Genomic DNA, 19,727 nt, shown 5'->3' with positions numbered 1-19,727 from the left:
TGCCAGCCATGCCAGGATCTGCTCTCGTTGTGATCGAGCCCGAATTCGTTTTTCGCAGTTTCAAAGCTGTCTTCGATCGCCCATCGATGGCCTTCGACCGCGACCAGCGTTTCAATTGATGTTCCTGCCGGGCACCAGGTCGAGAAGAAGGCGAGGTCATCATCAGCGATACGACGCCGGATCAGCAGACCGCGTGTCCAAAGACCTTGATCGACGCTGTTGAATTCTTCGGCATCGAGATCGGCTAGTTCGAGATAACACCAATCGTGCAGCCGCGGTCCTTTGGTTCCGGCACCGGCCGACAGGCGCTTCCAGTCGGATGGGCGTCGCGTCCGGGCGAGTTCCGCAGCCGTCCCGGCGACCGGCGGTCGCTTGCCCCAGGATCGGAATACATGAGCGCTGTTGACCCCAAGCACGTAGCCCTTGCCGGCCCGACGCAATTGCTGTTCGAGGTCGCCAACACCGTAAACGGTATCGCCGGCAACCCAGTTGAATGGGACAGACGCCGCTATCGCCCGTGCGATCATTCTCGTCGCAAGCTTTGGCTTGGTCGCAAAACCGACGTCGGCAGGCACGTATGTGGCTTCCAGGCGATCTGGATCGTCGGTCCATTCCTTCGGAAGATATAATGCGCGATCGATGAACGCATGGCCATGACGCGAAACGTAGGTAGCGAACACGCCGATCTGGCAGTTCGTAATCTTGCCTGCCGAACCGGTGTATTGCCGCGCCACGCCGCACGACGCCTTCCCCTGTTTGAGAAAGCCGGTCTCGTCGATGACGAGGACCGCATCGTCGTCTGCCAAATGCTCCATCACATAGTCGCGGACAATATCGCGCAAGGCATCGGCATCCCAATCGCTGCGACCCAAGATCGCCTGTTGCCGCCAAGGACCAGGATCGCCAGCGGCCTCCGCGCGCATCCAACCGGTCTTGCGTTGCTCATCACCGAGCAGACCTTCCAGAAACAGGCCCGCGTTCCTCGCAACACGTTCTTGCCCGAACAGCGGACGTATCCGCTTCTTAACCTCCCGAAGCGACGCAGCCCACAACGCAAGCGTCTCTTCAACTGACGCTGCCTGCGCCCACAATCTTCGAATCATGGTTGCCCATGGATTCACAAACTCTCAGAAAACACAACTGTAATGCTAGGCCGAGAAGGCCACCGGTTAGGGCCCCGAAGCCAGCGGGCCCGTCAGGCCCCGTTTCGACCGGCGGTGCGCCGTTGAATGTTTCCCCCACCGACACGCCTCATTGAGCGAGGCGCCGCAGCCAGCCTGCTGCGGTCGTCCTGGGGTTGAACGGCTCGCTCAGAACGTGAAGAGCACCGACGCATACCAGGAATATCTGTTGGTCTCGTCCGCGTTCTCGATGCCGCGCCTGACATATCCGAGCAGATGGTAGTTGTCGTTGACGTCGTAGCGCCAGCCGATGCCGACGCTTGTTGACGCGGGCGTCCCTCGGGAATCGGCGGTCTGGTGGAACAGCTCGCCTCCGATCTGCAGCTTGGGGAGGACCTGATAGGTCACCACCGCCCCCATTTGGCAAAAGTTCGCTGCCGGAATCGCGTTGAAGGTGCAGCCGCCGCCACCGAAGGTGGACCACTGCTTGCCGAAGTCCTTCTGGATCCAGATCGGCAACAGCAACGAGACGTGATTGTCTCCGATCGTGCCGGAGCCGCTCGGCAGGAATATGCGCGGGAAGATCGCGACGTCGACGCCAAAGTCATCCTGATGCAGGAAGCGATACTTGGCCGCGAGCTCGATATTGCCGAGCCCGACGCGCGTCCCGCCTCCGGCCATATCGCTGTACCCTGCCGGCAAAGTCGCCGTCAGTTGCAGATCGCGAGCGGCTCCGTAATTGAAGTCGATTCCGGATTCGCCCGCCGTTCCAGAACTCGTGTTGGTGCCGTTGTTGAACGTGTAAATCTCGAAATGGCCGGTATCGGTCGGTTCGGGATCGTCAGACACGAATGGCGGGCCCGCGATGGCAGGCCCCGCAAGCAACGCGACAAGGACTCCCGCCGCGATCGACCACCTCGCACGACGTTCGGGCATCCGCCACCCATTCAAGTCGTCTGAAAGCACTCAACCTGCACCGACTGGCATCAGGTGCATCTGCGATGAGAGCAGACCATGATGGCCAGAGCTGGGCCGATTGGCGCGTGGCGGATCCGTCAAAGGCCTGGTCGCGAGCCAAAATGTTCTTTGTCTGCCTCCATTTTGTTCGCAAGGAACGAATCGGAATCGCGCAAATCGGCGCTCAGCCAATCTTAACAATGCGTTTGCATCGGGATCCCGCAACCTGCGGATCGCCAGTTCGATTTCGGCAGATTGACCCACATGGGCCCAGTATCCATATGGCACATACGAACCGGCTGACACCTGCCGCTTCGCACTCACCTGGACGCAGCCGACGACCACTGCGTCTTTCATGCACCTCTTCCTGTTGGGGAGCTCCCGTGGCGGCACTGTCCATCCTTGATCTCGTCCGCGTCACCCAGGATACCGATGCGCGGGGCGCGCTCTATAACGCGCGCGATGTCGCCGTCCATGCCGAGGCCTGGGGCTATCGCCGTATCTGGGTGGCGGAGCATCACAACATGGCGGGCATCGCGAGCGCCGCCACGTCGGTCGTGATCGGTCATATCGCGGCGGGAACGAAGACCATCCGCGTCGGCGCCGGCGGCATCATGTTGCCCAACCACGCTCCTTACGTAATTGCCGAGCAGTTCGGCACGCTGGCGCGGCTGTTTCCCGATCGCATCGACCTTGGGCTCGGCCGCGCGCCCGGAACGGATCAGCTCACGCTGCGCGCCCTGCGCCGCACGCCCGAAGCCGCCGAGAGTTTCCCGCAGGACGTGCTCGAGGTGCAGGCCTTTCTCGCCGCAGCCGGCCCCAATCAGCGCATCCAGGCCGTGCCTGCCGCAGGCACCGACGTGCCGCTGTGGATTCTCGGATCGAGCAATTTCGGCGCGATGCTGGCCGGCGAGCTCGGGCTTCCCTACGCCTTCGCTTCGCATTTCGCGCCCGAGCTCCTGATCCAGGCGCTGCAGATCTACCGCGCCCGCTTCAAGCCGTCGGAGCAGCTCGACCGCCCCACCACGATGGTCGGCGTCAACATCATCGCCGCCGAGACCGACGACGAAGCGCGCCGCCTGGCGACCACGCAGCAGATGTCGTTCACGAACATCTTCCGCGGCGCGCGCGGCCTCAGCCAGCCGCCGATCGACGACATCGAGACCTACTGGTCGCCGTCGGAAAAAGTCCAGGCGATGCGGATGCTCGCCCGCTCCATCGTCGGTTCGCCGGAGACAGTGCGTGCCGGCATCGACGCGCTCGTTGCCGAGACCGGCGCCGACGAGCTGATGATCGTGTCCGACGTCTACGATCACGCCAAGCGGCTGCGGTCCTTCGAGCTGATCGCCAAAGCCGGCGGGATCGCGCCGCAAAGGTAGGGCGGTTCAGCCAACAGCATAATCCGCCATTCCGCGCAACCGGTCGGCGGGTTACGCTTGCGCTAACCCGCCCAATTTGCACAGCCGATTTTCCCTTGCTTTGCCTGCGGGCAACCTTACGGTGCGCCCGTCACAACGTAGGCTATATCGACCAATGGACGCTTCAACGAACTGCCCGAAATGCAATTCCGAGCATGCCTATCAGGATGGCGCTCTCTGGGTTTGCCCGGAATGCGCCCACGAATGGAGCGCCGAGGCCGCCACCGCCGCCGAGACCTCGCAGGAGGCGGGCGTGCGAGATGCGCACGGCAACCCGCTGACCGACGGCGACAGTGTCATCGTGATCAAGGATCTCAAGGTCAAGGGCTCGTCATCAGTCGTCAAGGGCGGCACCAAGGTCAGGAACATCCGCCTCACGGAGGGGAGCGATGGACACAACATCGCCTGCAAGATCGACGGCATCGGCGCGATGAATCTGAAGTCGGAGTTCGTGAAGAAGGCTTAGCAAACGTAGGGCGGATTAGCCAGAAGGCGTAATCCGCCCTTCCCGGCAGCGCTCGACCGGTTGCGCTTCGCTAACCCGCCCGACTCGCTACCTAGAAACTTCATTCGCCGAGACCAATATCACCTCGCCATCGAGGATCGGCTTCGCAATGTCAAAGAAGCGCGCCACGGCCTGCGAATCGTTGTGTCGGTCCATGGCTGCCTGATCCAGATATCGTTCATACGTAGCAAACACACAGGGATCGGAGACGTCCTGAGACACGTAGTAGCCGGCGGTGGAGGGCTCATTGGCCCGCACATGATCGGCGACCTCCACCAGCGCCTGACGCATGGCGGCCTCGTGTCCCCTCTTGACCCTGATGATCGCTGATATCGTCAACATGCTGCTGCTCCTGCCCTGCGCTATTGCTCACACCACGCTCAACGCCTGCGCGATGTCGGCCACCAGATCGGACGGATGCTCGATCCCGATCGACAACCGGATCGTGGAGTCGAGAACTCCGATCTTCTTGCGGATATCCGCAGGCACACCGGAATGCGTCATTGTCGCCGGCAGGCTCGCCAGCGACTCGGTGCCGCCGAGGCTGACCGCGAGCTTGAAGATCTGCAGGCTGTTGAGGAATTTTTCCGCTGCTTCCTGACCGCCGACGATGTCGAAGGAGAAGGTCGAGCCGGCGCCGCTGCACTGGTTGGCGAACACGCGCCCCGCAGGCGATCCCGGATCGTGGTGGCCGAGATAGTGCACCGTCGCGACCTTGGGATGGTCGCGCAGATAGTCGGCCACGATCGCCGCGTTGCGGTCCGCCTTCTCCATGCGCAGGCTGAGCGTTTCCAGCGAACGGCTGATCATCCAGCAAGAATGCGGATCGAGCTGGGTGCCGATCGCGCCACGCAGCGCCTTGACGTCCTTCATCAGAGCCTTCGAACCAAGCGCGGCCCCCGCGATCAGGTCGGAATGGCCGCCGACATACTTTGTCAGCGAATAAAGCGACAGGTCGGCGCCGTGCTCGATCGGGCGCTGGAACACCGGTCCGAGCAGCGTGTTGTCGCAGGCGATGATCGGCGTGTGTCCCTGCGCCTTGCCGATCGCGTCGGCAACGCGCCTGACCAGCGCGACGTCGACCAGGCCGTTGGTTGGATTGGCCGGCGTCTCGATGAAGATCATCGCGACGCGGCCCTTGCGCATCGCCTCCTCCGCGGCCGCGCGGACGCCGCCTTCGTCGATGCCGTCGGCAAAGCCCACGGCTTGAATCGAGAAGCCCGCGAGCGTCCTGGCGAACAGCGTCTCCGTGCCGCCATAGAGCGGTTGCGAATGCAGGATCACGTCACCGGGCCGCGCGAAGGCGAGTACCGTCGTCGCAATCGCCGACATGCCTGACGAAAACAGCGCGCAGCTCTCGGTGCGCTCATAGATCGCGAGCCGGTCCTCGACGATCTCGCTGTTGGGATGATTGAAGCGCGAATAGACCAGCCCCGCCCCCATCCCTTCCGGCGGCTCGCGCCGGCCAGCAACGAAGTCGAAGAAGTCTTTGCCGTCCTCGGCAGTCCTGAACACGAAGGTTGAGGTCAGGAATACCGGCGGCTTGACGGCGCCCTCCGACAGTTGCGGGTCGTAGCCATAGTTCAGCATCTGGGTTTCCGGATGCAGTACGTGATTGCCGATATGGGTTTTCGACGGAAACGGTTTCACCACGGCCTGTCTCCTTGTCCTGAGGGAAGCATCGAGGGATGCATCCCGGAATCTTCTACAGCGACACTAGCCCGGTCCGGGCGCGCGGGATACGCTCGAAGCCGCAGTCGCGAGGTCGATCACATGAGACTGTTCTCGCACCGGCTCATGCTGCGCGCATGGCAGGAGTCCGACAAGGTGCGCTTTGCCGAGATGTGCGCCGACCCCGCCGTCATGCAATACCTGCGCCCGCGACACGACAATCCAGCGACGCCTGGATCGACTATCAAATGGAGCATCAAGCCTCCCACGGCTTCTGCATGTGGGCCATGGAATTGCGGTCGTCGGGCCCCTTTGTCGGCGCAACCGGGCTGCTGGTGATCAATTTCCAAGCCCATTTCACGCCCGCCGTCGAAGTCGGCTGGCGTCTCGCGCGCAGTTTCTGGGGACAGGGCTTCGCCACCGAGGCCGGCCGCACGGCACTCGCGTTCGGCTTCCGGGAGCTTGGCCTTCCCGAAATCGTCGCTCATGCCGGCATCCACCACGCGCGATCGCATCGCGTCATGGCGCGATTGGGAATGTCACACAGCGAGGCCGACGATTTCGATCATCCGCGCCTTGCGGAAGCCGATCCGCTCCGGCGGCAGGCGCTCTATCGCATGACGCAAAAAGACTGACCCGACATCATCACGCGCTAGCGCAAGCGCTTCGGCAATTTCGGGAGCTTGTCGAGGTTGAACGGCGGCAGCGGCCCGCTTGGCGCCGGCGCGACCCGCACCTGCTCACTGCGAATGAGCGTTCCCTCGAGGATCATGCCCGGCACTTCGTCGGCGGTTGCGACATACTTGCCGAGATTGCCGACACAAATTCCCTCCAGCCGAAGGGTGCGATGGTCCGCGCCGAATACGGTTTGGTGTGCGTCGCTGTGCCGCTTGGTCGTGACGACGGCGACGAACCTGTCACCATCGACCTCGCAGGTGCCGCTATAGGTCATGATATTGTCGCGTCCCCAGACCTTCCCGTCCGCGACATGCGCGATTCCCGTGCCCTGACTTAAGGGCGTCGTGAACCACGCAGCATAGGTACCATCTTTGAGCATGACTCGTTCCGCCACCACGTCAGTCTCATGATGGGTACGTCAGCCCTAATACGTCGTTAATTCTGCCTTGCCGCGCCTGGTTCCGGATTTGGTTCCACCCTTGCCCCACAGCCGGAACCCACCTTCGAACGCGTTGGCGTTGTGGCCGAACCGCACTTTTCGCGGCGGTTTGCCGATCTTGTCGGCATTGCCACCGCCGAGCACGACATAGTCGGGCTGCAGCGCGGCAAACAGTCGCTCCAGCACGTCGTCGACGGACTTCCGCCATCTCTTCTTGCCGCGACGCTTCAGGCCCGCGGCACCGATATAGTCCTCGAAGGTCTTGCCATTGCGATACGGCAGATGAGCGATCTCCATCGGCGCCAGAGCGCCGTCGACGATCATCGCAGAGCCGAGGCCGGTGCCGAGCCCAAGAAACAGCATGCGGCCGCCGCGATAACTGCCGATCGCCTGCATCAGCGCATCATTGACGACTTTAGTCGGGCGACCGAACGCCTTGTGAAAGTCGAAGCCCGCCCATCCGCGGCCGAGATTGTGCGGCTCCGCCAGCGGTCTGTTGTGAACGACGGGCCCGGGATATCCGATCGAGATGACGTCGTAGGACCAGTCGTTCGTCAGCGCCTTGACCTGACGCACCATTGCCTTGGCCGACAGATCGGGATCCGACTTGAACTCGCGCTTGACGCGCTTCTTGTCGGTCATGACCTTGACGTGCGATCCGCCGACATCGATCGCAAGAACCCTGCGGCGCGATTTTGCTTTCTGCACCATGAACAAACTAACGCTGCGATAGGGAGCGCACCAGCGATGCGCCCCCTCAAGCCGCCGCAAAATAAGGCGTCGACGTTCCGTCTAATCCGGATGACGTCAGTCGGCGCCGTGAAGGCGCCGATCCCGATTACCAGCTACGGTCTACGTTGCGCACCTCGCCAGTTCGCGAGTCGACATCGACCTGCATCCAGCGGCCGCGAAAATCTCGGCCTTCGATCTCCCACTCGTCACCGAGGAACTCGGTGTTGGACACCGTCACGACACCGAGACCGGTCGCGACGTCGAGTGCGGCTTGCATCGACAGCTGGTCACCGGAGTCGTAGGCCATCGCCGGCGTCGCTGCACCCAGCGCCAGGGCTGCGACGATGGGAATAATGATGTTTCGCATAGCTCACTCCTCATGGAACGGGATGTTGTGTTGCATAAAACGGGCGGCAGACCCGATCAGTTCCGACCGGAGGATGACGAACGAGCCTGAAACTTCGGCAGTTGCGGCAATTTGGTGGCGGTTCCAGTTTCACTTTGGCCATCAATCCGCGCACCAAGTGAAGTAGCGAAACGCAGCACACCCCCCGCAGCACCGTTCTGCATCCGACTCCAGTTTGTTCGCAAGGAACGAATCGGAATCAAAAAAATCAGCGCCGAGCGAGCATTAACAAGACGTATGCATTGACCGCATCCGTGCAACTGATGTTGTGCCGAGATGGGATAATTGCTCTCGGCGCGGACCATCGCCCGGCATCTCAGGCGCGTTACTCGCGGTTGCTTCTCAAACAAAGCGACAGGCGGCACCGCAGTCGCGTTCTCTGTTCGACTCCATTTCGTTCGCGAGGAACGAATCGGAATCACACAAAACAGCGCGAAACGATTCTTAACAACACGTTCGCGATGCTGATCGAGTCTGGATGCGGATTGGCGCAAGCGAAATCCGCCATCTCTCCGCGACATGATTGCGGCGAGTTACGGCGAGCCTGTCATCGGCCGCGCTTTGTGCGGACCCGTTAGCCAACCCGCCCTGCGCCCCGGGTCACCCGCCAGTCTTGGAGGTGAAGCCAAAGTGATTCCGCGACCGGTCCGCGCGAATGCCGGCGATGGCCGACTGCCGCCAGATTTTCCTCGCGCCCCGGAAAATTCGGTCCGGCGATGCTGATCAGTCTGCCGTCCAGCAGTTCATCCTCGATCAGCCACGCTGGCAGATGGCCCCAGGCGAGACGATGAAGGATCAGTTCCTGCTTCATCACCTGGTCCGGCACCGTACCTTGATGGGCACCGTCGATCAGAAAGAAGCTCTCTGACGATGACCGCCGCGCCGTGTCGCGGATGACGCATTGCGTGAACGGGCGCATCCGCTCCGGCGTGATCGCACGCGTCCATGCAAATGGCAGAAGCCCGGGCGCGAGAGCGCTGATGAGTACCAGCGCTCTCCGCGCGGGCGACATACAACGCGCGCCGCAACATGTTCACCATCCGACTCCATTTTGTTCACAAAGAACGAATCGGAATCGAGAAAATCAGCGCGCAGAAATTCTTAACAGGCCCTCAATATTCGATGCAGGCGCGCTTTGTATGGCGGGTTAGCGCGAGCGTAATCCGCCGTCTCCCCGCAGCACGACGTTGGCGGGTTACGCTTCGCTAACCCGCCCTCCGCTCTCCGCGTCTGTCGTCGCAGACACCATCTGCTCTGCACGTTCTCCATATTCGAGCGCGGGTCGCAGCGCTCGCATCTTGCCTGCGAGCCGCCGGCTTCCGCTCTCCTTCGTGCGTGCCAACTGATCGGCGACCGCAACGTGGTCGGCATCGCTCTTGTGCTGATTGAGCTTCGACTGCCCCTCGATGTGATCGACGATGATATCGATCACCCTGATGCTCGACAGCATCGTCTCGCGCTTGCCCGGTTCCATCTGTGCGAGGTCCCAGGGCGGTTTCGGCAACCGCGCCTCGGAGACTGCAAGCAGCGCGTCGCCGTGGCCACGGTTCTCACCGTGATCGCGCAGATGCGCAACGCCCGAAAGATGCACCGCCTCGTAGAGCCAGGTCGAGACGTTGTCGCGCGAGGCGTACCAGTCGTTGGAGACGTAGGCATCGTCACCCGCGACGATCAGGAGGAAGCGCCTGACGCCGTCGGCGAGTTCGACCAGCGGGTTCTTCGCCGTGAGATGAATCTGAACGATCACGCCATCGTCGCGCGGCTCGATCACGAACGGAACATGCGAGCCACGCGGCCCGCGCTCGTCAGCGGCGACGATGACGCCGAAGCCGCGCGCGGCGGCAAACGCAAGCGCGCGCTGCTCCTCGATGCGGAATTGGGAACGCAGGATATGCATGGCGTGACGCTCGGACGGCTGGCGTGTGGTCGGCGTCCGCAAGGCTAGCCTATTCCCGATGGCGGGTCACCGCTCGCGCCGAAGCCGTGGGGCAGAGTAGCCGGCCACGCCGCGGCACCCGGCTTTCCCTGCGCCCTCTTTGATCGAGGGCTGGCGAAATTGCGACGAAGCTCGGGCACAAGATGTCGCGAGAATGCGGACTCGCGTCTTGAGATATGTCGGGTTACGCTGTCGCCATCCCAACACAGGAATGCCAGCATGAACGGCAACCGGTATTACGGCGTTCGCGTCGAGGGCGCCAAATACGGCGTGAGTTTCGGCTCGGCGCTGGCGATCGCAATCTCCTACACCAGCAACCACTCAATCCTGTGGGCCATTATCCACGGCATATTGGGCTGGCTTTACGTCATCTACGCGGCGCTGTTCAAGTGAATCGGCGTGCAAAACAAAAAGCCCGCGACGACGTCGCAGGCTTCTTGCAAGCTGGGGCGAGACATGCATCGGCGGTCCCAGGCGTGATTTGCGCACGGCTGTTGCCGCACGCGACGCTCGGGCCGCGATTGCGATGCCGCTCAGCGGACCGCGCGACCGACGGTTTCGCTTCCGGCAGCCGCGGCTTTCGTCTGGTGTCGCTGCGTCAGAACAGCGACCTGATGCGGCGTCAGCGAATTTGCGACGCGCGGCTGTTCCTCGACACCAGCAGCCCCCAGCACCTGAGCCTGGACGGTCGAGATCGGCAGGCCCGCTTTCTGATAGGTCGGCAACTCCGCCGCAACAGCGGCGCTGACAGCCGTCATCGCGAGCGTGGCGGCCAATGCGGCGGACAGAGAGATTTTCTTCACGGCAGTTCTCCTCATAGAATCGAAATACGGAGCTAGTCACGTTTTGCTGCATCGCAATAGTCAAATATCGCATCGCACAATCATGTGATGGCCACATGACCGTCATCTCGATTCAGTCCCAGGTTGCGTGGGGCCACGTTGGCAACAGCGCCGCCGCCTTCCCGATTCAGCTGCACGGCATCGACGTGATCGCAGTGCCGACCACGCTGCTCAGCAACCGGCCGGGCTACGCGACCATCCGCGGCCGCGTGCTCGACGTGCAGATGGTCGCCGATCTCCTGCGCGGCATCGAGGAGCGCGGCGCGCTCGAAGGTGCCCAGATGATCCTGTCCGGCTATCTCGGCTCGTCCGACATCGCCTCTGAAGTCGCCGACTTCGTCGCGCACGCCAAGGCGAAGAACCCCGCTTTGCGCTACTGCTGCGATCCCGTGCTCGGCGATCGCGACCGCGGCATGTTCGTGCGCGACGATATCCCGCCGCTGGTACGCGACGACCTCTGCCCGCTGGCCGACATCATCACCCCCAACCATTTCGAGTTCGAATACCTCAGCGGGGCGAAGGCCGGCACGATCGAAGAGGTGATCGCGCAAGCCCGCGCCCTGATCGCGCGCGGCCCGTCAACCATCGTCGTGACCAGCGCAGAGCTCGCCGACACGCCTGGCAACGAGATCGAGACATTGGCGATCGAGCGAAGCGCCGCCTGGCGCGTGCGCACGCCGCGGCTACCGATCGCACCGTCCGGCACAGGCGATCTGTTCGCCGCGCTGCTTACCTCGGCGCGCGTCCGCGGCTCGGCGACGCCGGACGCGCTGAGCCACGCGGCATCGGCGATCTACGCGGTGCTGGAGCGGACGGCGCTCGCGGGAACCGAGGAAATGCGCATCGTCGAGAGCGCCGCGCAGATGCTTCGCCCGGCGCGCCGCTTCGAGGCGATCGCCGTGACGGCTCAGGCCGGGGGACACGCTCCATGATCGACGCCACCACCCTCCTCACCTATGCCGCCGTCGTACTCGGCCTGTTCCTGATACCCGGACCTGCCGTGCTGCTCGTGCTGGCGCGCTCCGTGACCGGCGGGCCGCGGGTCGGCGTCGCGACCGGCCTCGGCATCGCGCTCGGCGATCTCGTGCACACTGCGATGGCGACGTTCGGCCTGTCGGCGGTGCTGATGACCTCGGCACTCGCCTTCTCGATCGTGAAATATGCCGGCGTGATCTACCTGATCGTGCTTGGCGTCCGCGCCCTGTTCGAGAAGAACGACGACCTGCATCTTCCGGCGTCGCAGCCGGTCGACGGTCGGCGCGCGTTCCTGCAGGCGATCTGGGCCGAGATGCTCAATCCGAAGACCGCGCTGTTCTTCCTCGCCTTCCTGCCGCAGTTCGTTCACCCCGAGCACGGCTCCGCGGTCGCGCAGTTCGCGGTGCTCGGGCTGGCGTTCGTCGCCATGAGCGCGGTCTATACGTCGCTGCTCGCACTCGCGGCCGGACAGATCAGTCCGTGGATCCGGCGGCATCGCGGCATCGGGCGCTGGCAGGGCCGCGTGGTCGGCACCATCTACATTGCGCTCGGCGTCCGCCTCGCCTTCCAGGAGCGGTAAGCGGCGCAGGACATGGTCGCGCTACGAGCCCGTCAATCCCCAATGTTCGATGCGGATGCCTTCGGCGGCCGGTCGGGCAAGCCCTGAGGACCAGATGTCTGCCCTGAAGCCACGAGCCAGCTACGACGACTTCGCCCGTCTCGATATCCGCATCGGCAAAGTCATCGAGGTGCAGCCGTTTCCGCGCGCCCGCAATCCGTCCTACAAGGTCGGCGTCGATGTCGGGGCCGAACGGATCATGTGGTCAAGCGCGCAGATCACCAATTACGAGCCCGCGGCGCTGGTCGGCTCGCTCGTCGTCTGCGTCTGCAATTTCGAGCCGAAGGACATCGCGGGCTTCACCTCGGAGCTCCTGATCCTCGGCGCGAAGGACGCAAGCGGCCAGGTGATCGTGCTCGGGCCGCGCAGCGAGGTCGCGATCGGCGAGCCGATCTTCTGACATCACGCGCTGATCACGGCCCGATGATTCAAATCGTCCGGATTCCCCGTAGTTTCCCGATGGGGGATCATCCGGATTCTCCCGGAGCGTGCGCGCTGCTATCTCAGCGCGCGGGGGTCGACTCGCTACGGGAATCAGAAAATGACTGCCGTCTTTTTCCACTGCTCCGACGACCAACATGTGCTGCTCGATCGCAGCGGCGCTGCCATGAACCTTTCGGAGGCGCGCGAGCACGCCGAGCGTCTGGTACGCAGCTATGTCATGACGCCCAGTGCGGAGGATTGGCGCAACTGGGTGCTGCACGTCACCGACGACCTCGGCGACGAGCTGTTCGAGCTGCCGTTCACCGACGTCCTCGGCCAGTTGCATTGAAGGAGGCGCGGATGTCGCTATCCCGTCGTCTCGCCGTCCTCGTCGCGCGCTGCCAGGCACTGCTCGGCAGCGTCTGCCATCCCTATCACCCCGAGCTGCATTACATGCGCGGGCCCGGCCCGAAATGCCGCGCCCGGCAGCAGGCCGCGCTGCGCGACTAGCGTGTGCATTGTGTGCATCGCCAAACGAGAAAAGGCCGACGGGCGTTACGCCGCCGGCCCTCTCCTGCAGTTGCCGGCTCCCGGAGTCCGGTTCCACTGCGATTCCGCCTACGGCAAGCCTGCGCCTACTCATTTAATCAAATCTTAACGACCCCGCGGTGAGCTGGGTCACACCGCGCCGGCGATCTGACACGTGATGTCTCGACCGAGCATCGCGCGTCATTTCTCCGGATAACTACGGACTCCATCGCCGTGCCGCACTTAGCCTGCACATTTGGTCATCGCGCGTGATGTGCTGCACATCGTTTTTGCGCCGATCGCTCGACGATTGTGCGTAACGCATCTTAGGGAACACTCGACTCAGTGTTACCCTGTGATGCATACCGAAACGGGGAACTTCGGCATGCCGTACTACACATTCGATCTCGTGGTGGGAGAAGAGTTCCGCAATCAGGGAACCATCATCCTCGAAGACCTCGGTGTTGCCTCCGATCGCGCCGATCAGCTCGCGAGCGAGCTGGCGCAGGTCAAGCCCGAGCTGAAGTCGCGCGGTTGCGCGGTCCGTGTCACCGACGTCGACCGACGTGAGCTCTATCGCACGCCACTCGACCCCGTGCCGCGATGGCGCAGGGCGAGCTGACGTCGACGGCGTCTTGCCTCAAGTGATCAGGGGCCTCACTGCGCAGTCTTCATCTTGCTCCGCGCGGCGACCGGATCGACCAAGGCGGGCAGGAAGCTGAAATTGGCCGACGTCTTGTTGTCGACCAGGGTCGCGAAGTTATGACAGCTCACGCAGGAGCCCGGCCCCGGCAGGCTCGAATCGCTGCCGGTGTAGTTCTGGATGTAGGTCTCGAGCGTCAGGTTCGAGAGCATGCCGGGCACCGCATTGGCCGGCACGGGATTCGGCGGCGTCGGCGGTTCGAGCTGGCCACCCCATTGCGTGCCGACCAGAATGTAGTTCTGGAACACGCTCTTCAACGAGCCGAGCGCCATCCGCCATTGCTCGTTGAGCACGGTCGTCGTCGGATAAATCCGCCAGCAACGCGTCGCCTGCGGCACGGCCGTTGCCTTGCTGGTCCAGCCCTGCGCATAGGGCCTGGTCGGGTTCCACGGGAATTGTGTCTTCGTACCGAGCAGCCCCTGCGGCGCGATATTGGTCCCCAGCCCCGACTTCGACGGATCGTAGAATGAATAATGTGCCCCCGATGCAACGGCGGCGGGCCCACAGCTCGGCTTGTTGATCCAGTATGTCGGGCTCTGCGCGCTCCCGCAGCCATTCGACACGTTGCAGGGCGTCGCGGCCTGCGGCGCATTGTCGACATGCTCGAAGGTCGCCCAGATCCACTGCGCCAGGAGCGCCTTGTTTGTCTCGACGAACGGATTGCGCTGCAGGATATGCATTCCAACCAGCCCCACCTTCTCGCTCCGGCAGAACGGACGGCCGTTGCTGACGAGATCGCCGGAGACGGCGAGCAAAATGTTCTGCGTGAAGTATTTCGACGCATCGTCCTTCGCGGGATCGAGGATGCGCCAGGCCGCCTTGATCTCGATCGAGCCGTTCTTGCCGTCGGGCACCGAGGCCGATGCCGCGAATTCAGCGCCCTTCGGATTATTCTTGATGAAGTTGAGCTGACCGTCGCGCGTGGTCAGCGTTTGCGATGACAGCCCCTGCGGCGCGCGCAGGTAAGCCGCCTCGATCGTATTGACCCGCCGTTCAAACAGCGTCCAATTGCCGTTGACATCGATCAGCGGCAGGTTGGTCGACGCCTGCAGATACTCCTCGTTGTTCGGCGCAGGCTTACCGTGACCGTCGGAGCCGATGTAGAACGTCGGCAGGGCCAGCGCCTGGGTACAGCCCGCCCTGACCTTCGAATTGCCGAACAGCGCACTGACCTTGAGGTAGGTCTGCCAGACGCGCGGCCCCGGCGTGGTCAGTCCCACCGCGGCCGGCTTCTCGACGCTATTGGCGGCCCAGTTGAGGGCCACGAACATCTGCCAGGCCATGTTGTCGAACGGGGTCTGCACATCCTCGGCTGCGCTCCTCGGCGGCTGGCCGTAAAGGCCGTTGTAGCCGACGGTCTGTCCCAGACGAGAATCCGGTCCGATATAGGCCGGCAGCTTCGAGCACAGCGTGTTGCTCTTGCCGCCGACGCAGAACTCAGCGCGCGGCTCGTAGGGAGGCTGGGTCTGGGCGAATGGTCGCAGCGGCGACGCCACGATCGCGAGCGCGATCAGCGGTGGCAACACGATCGCAGACAGCAATGTCTTCATGGGAGCCCCGAATATATCCGGCCATGAACATTCAAGCGCCCAGCAAAAGACGCAGCCGAAACCGTCTTGGCCGGCAGATGGCAATTGAGTTGAGGTACCACAATCTCACTACCTGAGATTTATAACATCGCCAGGATCGAACCACAACCGTGATTTGGTTTTCTATTTAAGATTGTATCCGCGGTCATGCGCAGTCCCGCGCGCCCTGCAATCACTTTTTCAAATTCAACCGGCCCATGAAGTCACGCTTGCCGAGCGGTGCGCCCTTATGGCGGAGAATGTCGTAGGCGGTAGTCGAGTGAAAAAAGAAATTCGGCAACGAGAACGACATCAGAAAGCCTTCGGCAGTGAACGGCAGCGATCGCTCGCCGAGCTTGAATGCGACGTCGCGCCCGACCAGCGCGTTGACGGCACCCGGCGTCAATGCAGCGAGCTCGCTGCGGGCTTCCGCGACCAGTGCCTGCAACCCCGCATAATCCAGGTCGGGCTTGCCCGCCGGCGGGACGAACACACCATTCCGTGCCGCCTCCATGGCGCCGCGCGAATGATGGGCGAGTGAGACCACCTGGAAGCGGAACGGCAGCATGTCCGGGAACAGCCGCGTCTCGACGATCTCGGCGGGATCGACGCCCTTCTCCTTGAAATGCTCAAGGCTCTTGTCGAGGAAGGTCGAGACCGCGCCGAGGATCTGCAGATAATTGGCGACGGTTGCGTCATACAGTGAAAAGGCCATGGCGAATTCCCCCTTGAAATTTTGTCTGCTACAGTCACAGAGTTCCCGGAATTTCCAGTAAACGCAAGCAGACGTGGGGTATCGCAAGGCAAATGATCCGGCGGGCCTCGCCTGCCGGATCATTTGCTCAACATTCGTGCGCGGTGGTCGTCAGCTCTGATGCGGCCCACGCATCATCTTCATCGCGTCCTCGACATGACGCCACTCCCGGGCTTCCTCGACCTCGCCCTTGCTCTCGCACGCCACGGCGTTCTGCGCAGCCTGTGCGATCGCCTGCAGGCCGTGCTTTTCAAGCATTTGCCGCGCGATGGTGTGGATTTGCGTCTGCGCTATCATAACGCTCTCTCCTCGACTGTCCGATGCCGCAGGACCGACGTTGTCGGCGCCCCGGAGCCTGCCATCAAAACCGCCGAGTGCGAGTTCTGGTTCCAAGACTCAAAGCCAGTCTCAACGCAATCGCGGGTTCCCACGCACAGCTCCGGCAGTTACAGAGAGATGATTTCGTTTCCCGTGAGCTGACCATGGCGCAGAACATCTACGACGATCCCGGCTTCTTCACCGGTTACAGCCAGTTGCCGCGACAGGTCCGCGGACTGGTCGGCGCGCCCGAATGGCCCGCGATCCGCGCCATGCTCCCGAACGTTTCCGGCAAGCGCGTCGTCGACCTCGGCTGCGGCTTCGGCTGGGCATCGCGCTGGATGCGCGAGCAAGGCGCGTCGGCCGTGCTCGGCATCGACCTCTCGCAGAACATGATCGACCGCGCGACGGCCATGACGCACGATCCCGCCATCACGTACGAGATCGCCGATCTCGAGACGCTTAAGCTGCCGCAAGCGTCCTTCGATCTCGCCTACAGCGCCCTCGCCTTCCACTACATCAAGGATTTCGATCGCCTGGTGCACATGCTGCATCGCTCGCTGACGCCGGGCGCGCATCTGGTCTTCACCATCGAACATCCGATCTACATGGCGGCCATCCGTCCGCGCTGGGTGCAGGACGACGCCGGGCTCAAGACCTGGCCGGTCAACCATTACTTCATCGAGGGCGAGCGCCGCACCGATTGGTACGTCAAGGGCGTGCAGAAATATCATCGCACGATCGGCACGACACTTAACGCGCTGATCGGCGCCGGCTTCACGCTTCGCCATGTCGAGGAGTTCTGCCCAACGCCGGAGCAGATCGCCGAAACGCCGGAGCTTGTCGAAGAACTCGAGCGCCCGATGATGTTGCTGATATCAGCGCAGCGCTAGGCACTAACCCGCGCAGCGCGGGCTTACGCGGCCAGCAGCTTGTCGAATTCGTCGGGCGCGTAGGATTTTCCGTCCTTGTCGGTGATCACCACCCGCCATCCTTCGCTCGCCCAGATCCGGGCCTTGGCAACGATGAGCCAGGTGCTTTCGCGTTCAACTTTCACCGTCTCGTTGTCGCGTTCTGCGACCATCTTGTAAGCCAACGCAGGATCCCCTCGTGACGCGCACCGATTCCAGTCTCCTGTTGGCAGCGCCCTGGGGCCGCAATTCGCCGGGAGCGTGACAATTTGGTGAAGGCGACGCGCAATGCATGGCCACACGGCAACGTGTGGTCGCGCCTGCTCCATCGTTCTCATCAAGGTCGGCATATTCAATGGCAACGAGTTGACGCTGCGCGCGAACCGGCACTTACGCGCGCGCTCGAATCTGCGCGTGCGCAAAGAAAAACCCCGCCTTCAGCTGACGGCGAAGGCGGAGAGAGGTTCATTGGGTAGAAATCCACGCGTCTGTCAAAGCGGAGCGCGGGAAGTAGCGGCGATAATTCTATTGGGACCCAAGATGAGGACAACAGGATTAAAGCGCGCCCGATACCGGGACTTTTTCCCGGTCGTGCGGGCAAAAATTCCGAGCCCGCCCGAGACCGCGGCGCTCACTGCACGACATCAAGCCTGACATTCGCGACGCCCTTGCCGATCATGCCGAGAGATTGCGCGGCCGAATAGGACACGTCGACGACACGCCCCGGCACGTAGGGTCCGCGGTCATTGACCCGCACCGTCACCGAGCGGCCGGTCTTGACGTCGGTGACGCGCAGCTTGGTGCCAAACGGCAATGTCGGATGCGCGGCAGTCAGTTCGCTCCCATCGAACTTTTCGCCGCTCGCGGTCTCCTGCGTCTCGCTGTAGAAGCTTGCGACCCCCTGCGACGCGACCTTCGTCTCCCCGGCCTTCTTGCGGGATGCATAGGGCGAGTGCTTGCGCGCCACTGCCACATGCGTGCGTGCCGGAGATGCCGCGCTCCGCGTCGGCTCAGTCGATGCGGGCCGACTGGCGAGCGCCTGCGAACGTTCGCTGACGACAGCGGATTGTGCGCAGGCCGCGAGCGATGCGGCGCCGATCACCACGGCGAACAAGCGGAGCGCTTTTCGCGCATGCGCAGATGAAACCGAGGACGCAGCGCTACAGGCGCCGCGGTTGACGTCGACGTCCGGAATAACAGCCCCGTCGCGTGACATGTTGTATCCCCAACTCGCGCCCCCAGCCCAAGCCGAAAATCCAACATCCGCCTATCAGCCGAATCCAATCGGGGCGGAACGGAGGCGGGATGCAGCAAGATGCATCGCGTGCGGCACGATTTCCCCCAAGGTGTGCTTCATTCGCCACACAACTGCACCGATGTTGCGCGGGAGAGCCGTGACAACCGGCCGCCGCGAGAGCGCGGAGGATGCGGGGCGCGCGCCATCCCCGTTCCGGTTCCCGAAACACCCCAACCTCTCCATTCTCTTGCCTTGGTTTGGTCAAACGGGGCTGGAGTGGTGCTGACAGGGCCAAGGGTCGACACAGGACGTAAATTCGCCGGCCGCCCATTTGCGGTTTGACCTTGGACTGATAACGGGGACCGCCAAATGCAATCCATACTTTCGAAAGACACCGATCCGCACGATATTTTCGCGATCGAACCCGACTTCACACCGCGCCCGGACAGGGCCGCTCCAGGGCTACCTCCCGCGGGCACGGGATCACCACAGCATCGCGAGCCGCTTTTCGGTCCGAGCGCCGCAGCGCCCTCATCCGTGCCGCCGGCCGCTGCGACGCCGAACGGGACGGCGGTGCCGCCAGTCGCCCCCGCGGCGCCGCCGGTGACACCGATGTATCAAGCCGCCGGGTATCAAGCCGCTGGGTATCAGGCAGCCGGGTATCACGCCGCCGGGACCGGTGACCTCAGACTGAACCACGTCCCGTTCGACCACGTTCCGCCATCCAGCAACAAATGGGCGATCCGCGGCTTCTGGTTCGTGTTTGCGATCATCAGCGCGATGGGCGCCGCGGCGTGGCAACACTACGGCGATCGCGCCAGGCAGGTGGTCGCGGAGTTGGTCCCGCAGGTCGAGATGCTAGCGTCGCTGCTTCCGGGCAAGACGGCGCCCGCTCCCGATCAGGCGAGCATCCCCGCGCCCGCAGCACAAACTGCTACCGCCGATCAATCGACGACTCAGGCCGCGGCACCAGCCGCTGCGCCACA

26 protein-coding genes and 1 pseudogene are annotated in these 19,727 nt (G+C 63.1%); 12 read left to right on the top strand and 15 right to left on the bottom strand.

Features of this window, described 5'->3' with window-relative positions; translation table 11 throughout:
• Together AS156_RS18900 and AS156_RS18895 are read right to left on the bottom strand one after the other, a co-directional pair.
• A partial coding sequence (locus tag AS156_RS18900) for an IS701 family transposase (RefSeq protein WP_066500704.1) occupies positions 1-1,103 on the bottom strand: 1,103 nt, incomplete at its 3' end.
• Between the two features lie 207 nt (positions 1,104-1,310).
• Entirely contained in the window at positions 1,311-2,057 is a 747-nt protein-coding gene (locus AS156_RS18895; protein ID WP_066507379.1) for a transporter, read from the bottom strand.
• A gap of 404 nt (positions 2,058-2,461) precedes the next feature.
• Here AS156_RS18895 and AS156_RS18890 point away from each other — a divergent pair, with 404 nt between their 5' ends.
• Positions 2,462-3,457, top strand: coding sequence for an LLM class flavin-dependent oxidoreductase (locus tag AS156_RS18890; protein WP_066507376.1), 996 nt, complete (start codon positions 2,462-2,464; stop codon positions 3,455-3,457).
• Between the two features lie 154 nt (positions 3,458-3,611).
• Positions 3,612-3,962: a zinc ribbon domain-containing protein YjdM gene (locus tag AS156_RS18885; protein ID WP_066507373.1), complete on the top strand. Its 351-nt coding sequence runs from the start codon at positions 3,612-3,614 to the stop codon at positions 3,960-3,962.
• 87 nt (positions 3,963-4,049) lie between these two features.
• On the opposite strand, the gene AS156_RS18880 is transcribed toward AS156_RS18885, so the two are convergent.
• Together AS156_RS18880 and AS156_RS18875 are read right to left on the bottom strand one after the other, a co-directional pair.
• Entirely contained in the window at positions 4,050-4,343 is a 294-nt protein-coding gene (locus AS156_RS18880; RefSeq protein ID WP_066507370.1) for a putative quinol monooxygenase, read from the bottom strand.
• A 27-nt stretch (positions 4,344-4,370) separates the two neighbouring features.
• The gene (locus AS156_RS18875) at positions 4,371-5,654 is read right to left on the bottom strand and encodes a cystathionine gamma-synthase family protein (RefSeq protein WP_066507368.1); all 1,284 of its coding nucleotides are present in this window, start codon (positions 5,652-5,654) and stop codon (positions 4,371-4,373) included.
• A 35-nt stretch (positions 5,655-5,689) separates the two neighbouring features.
• On the opposite strand from AS156_RS18875, the gene AS156_RS18870 reads away from it, so the two are divergent.
• Positions 5,690-6,307 carry a GNAT family N-acetyltransferase gene (locus AS156_RS18870; protein WP_347336632.1) on the top strand — a complete coding sequence of 206 codons (618 nt, stop codon included), beginning with the start codon at positions 5,690-5,692 and terminating at the stop codon, positions 6,305-6,307.
• 17 nt (positions 6,308-6,324) lie between these two features.
• On the opposite strand, the gene AS156_RS18865 is transcribed toward AS156_RS18870, so the two are convergent.
• From AS156_RS18865 to AS156_RS18845, 5 genes are all read right to left on the bottom strand, one after another.
• Positions 6,325-6,729 carry a hypothetical protein gene (locus tag AS156_RS18865; RefSeq protein WP_066507366.1) on the bottom strand — a complete coding sequence of 135 codons (405 nt, stop codon included), beginning with the start codon at positions 6,727-6,729 and terminating at the stop codon, positions 6,325-6,327.
• Between the two features lie 45 nt (positions 6,730-6,774).
• On the bottom strand, positions 6,775-7,500 hold the full coding sequence (locus AS156_RS18860; RefSeq protein WP_066507364.1) for an ROK family protein: 726 nt from the start codon (positions 7,498-7,500) through the stop codon (positions 6,775-6,777).
• Positions 7,501-7,627: 127 nt separating this feature from the next.
• Positions 7,628-7,888, bottom strand: coding sequence for a PepSY domain-containing protein (locus tag AS156_RS18855; protein ID WP_066507362.1), 261 nt, complete (start codon positions 7,886-7,888; stop codon positions 7,628-7,630).
• A gap of 613 nt (positions 7,889-8,501) precedes the next feature.
• Positions 8,502-8,738 (bottom strand): hypothetical protein, encoded by a 237-nt coding sequence (locus tag AS156_RS43370; RefSeq protein WP_201456067.1) that lies wholly within the window; start codon positions 8,736-8,738, stop codon positions 8,502-8,504.
• Between the two features lie 384 nt (positions 8,739-9,122).
• Entirely contained in the window at positions 9,123-9,824 is a 702-nt protein-coding gene (locus tag AS156_RS18845; protein ID WP_082747584.1) for an FMN-binding negative transcriptional regulator, read from the bottom strand.
• A 258-nt stretch (positions 9,825-10,082) separates the two neighbouring features.
• Between AS156_RS18845 and AS156_RS43365 the strand changes: the two genes are divergently transcribed.
• A complete protein-coding gene (locus tag AS156_RS43365) occupies positions 10,083-10,256 on the top strand; it encodes a hypothetical protein (protein ID WP_201456066.1) in 174 nt (57 codons plus the stop codon).
• A 140-nt stretch (positions 10,257-10,396) separates the two neighbouring features.
• On the opposite strand, the gene AS156_RS18840 is transcribed toward AS156_RS43365, so the two are convergent.
• Entirely contained in the window at positions 10,397-10,666 is a 270-nt protein-coding gene (locus AS156_RS18840; RefSeq protein ID WP_066507360.1) for a hypothetical protein, read from the bottom strand.
• A gap of 95 nt (positions 10,667-10,761) precedes the next feature.
• On the opposite strand from AS156_RS18840, the gene pdxY reads away from it, so the two are divergent.
• The 6 genes from pdxY (at position 10,762) to AS156_RS18815 (ending at position 13,872) form a co-directional block, all read left to right on the top strand.
• Positions 10,762-11,637, top strand: a complete 876-nt coding sequence (gene pdxY / locus AS156_RS18835; RefSeq protein WP_066507358.1) for a pyridoxal kinase PdxY — start codon at positions 10,762-10,764, stop codon at positions 11,635-11,637.
• Complete coding sequence (locus AS156_RS18830; protein WP_066507356.1) at positions 11,634-12,260, top strand: LysE family translocator; 627 nt, start codon at positions 11,634-11,636, stop codon at positions 12,258-12,260. The genes pdxY and AS156_RS18830 overlap by 4 nt, the downstream gene beginning before the upstream one ends.
• A gap of 94 nt (positions 12,261-12,354) precedes the next feature.
• Positions 12,355-12,699 (top strand): tRNA-binding protein, encoded by a 345-nt coding sequence (locus tag AS156_RS18825; protein WP_066507353.1) that lies wholly within the window; start codon positions 12,355-12,357, stop codon positions 12,697-12,699.
• 141 nt (positions 12,700-12,840) lie between these two features.
• Entirely contained in the window at positions 12,841-13,071 is a 231-nt protein-coding gene (locus AS156_RS18820) for a DUF6894 family protein (RefSeq protein ID WP_066507348.1), read from the top strand.
• An 11-nt stretch (positions 13,072-13,082) separates the two neighbouring features.
• Positions 13,083-13,232, top strand: a complete 150-nt coding sequence (locus AS156_RS43360) for a hypothetical protein (protein WP_201456065.1) — start codon at positions 13,083-13,085, stop codon at positions 13,230-13,232.
• Positions 13,233-13,635: 403 nt separating this feature from the next.
• Positions 13,636-13,872, top strand: coding sequence for a DUF6894 family protein (locus AS156_RS18815; RefSeq protein WP_066507396.1), 237 nt, complete (start codon positions 13,636-13,638; stop codon positions 13,870-13,872).
• A gap of 35 nt (positions 13,873-13,907) precedes the next feature.
• On the opposite strand, the gene AS156_RS18810 is transcribed toward AS156_RS18815, so the two are convergent.
• The 3 genes from AS156_RS18810 to AS156_RS18800 all read right to left on the bottom strand — a co-directional run bounded on the left by AS156_RS18810 (position 13,908) and on the right by AS156_RS18800 (position 16,572).
• Positions 13,908-15,503 carry a hypothetical protein gene (locus tag AS156_RS18810; RefSeq protein WP_066507346.1) on the bottom strand — a complete coding sequence of 532 codons (1,596 nt, stop codon included), beginning with the start codon at positions 15,501-15,503 and terminating at the stop codon, positions 13,908-13,910.
• A 211-nt stretch (positions 15,504-15,714) separates the two neighbouring features.
• A complete protein-coding gene (locus AS156_RS18805) occupies positions 15,715-16,236 on the bottom strand; it encodes a DUF1993 domain-containing protein (RefSeq protein WP_066507344.1) in 522 nt (173 codons plus the stop codon).
• Between the two features lie 150 nt (positions 16,237-16,386).
• On the bottom strand, positions 16,387-16,572 hold the full coding sequence (locus tag AS156_RS18800) for a hypothetical protein (protein WP_066507393.1): 186 nt from the start codon (positions 16,570-16,572) through the stop codon (positions 16,387-16,389).
• A 185-nt stretch (positions 16,573-16,757) separates the two neighbouring features.
• On the opposite strand from AS156_RS18800, the gene AS156_RS18795 reads away from it, so the two are divergent.
• The gene (locus AS156_RS18795) at positions 16,758-17,486 is read left to right on the top strand and encodes a class I SAM-dependent methyltransferase (protein WP_066507342.1); all 729 of its coding nucleotides are present in this window, start codon (positions 16,758-16,760) and stop codon (positions 17,484-17,486) included.
• Positions 17,487-17,509: 23 nt separating this feature from the next.
• Here AS156_RS18795 and AS156_RS43355 read toward each other — a convergent pair whose 3' ends face one another.
• A complete protein-coding gene (locus AS156_RS43355; RefSeq protein ID WP_201456064.1) occupies positions 17,510-17,677 on the bottom strand; it encodes a hypothetical protein in 168 nt (55 codons plus the stop codon).
• Positions 17,678-18,135: 458 nt separating this feature from the next.
• Positions 18,136-18,720, bottom strand: coding sequence for a septal ring lytic transglycosylase RlpA family protein (locus AS156_RS18785; protein ID WP_066507336.1), 585 nt, complete (start codon positions 18,718-18,720; stop codon positions 18,136-18,138).
• A gap of 633 nt (positions 18,721-19,353) precedes the next feature.
• Between AS156_RS18785 and AS156_RS42910 the strand changes: the two are divergent.
• Positions 19,354-19,727: pseudogene (locus AS156_RS42910) on the top strand (hypothetical protein); the annotation flags it as partial.

The organism is Bradyrhizobium macuxiense, assembly GCF_001542415.1.
Lineage (GTDB): Bacteria > Pseudomonadota > Alphaproteobacteria > Rhizobiales > Xanthobacteraceae > Bradyrhizobium > Bradyrhizobium macuxiense.
The sequence above is the reverse complement of the archived record's forward strand: the minus strand, read 5'-3'. Positions and strand labels throughout refer to the sequence as shown.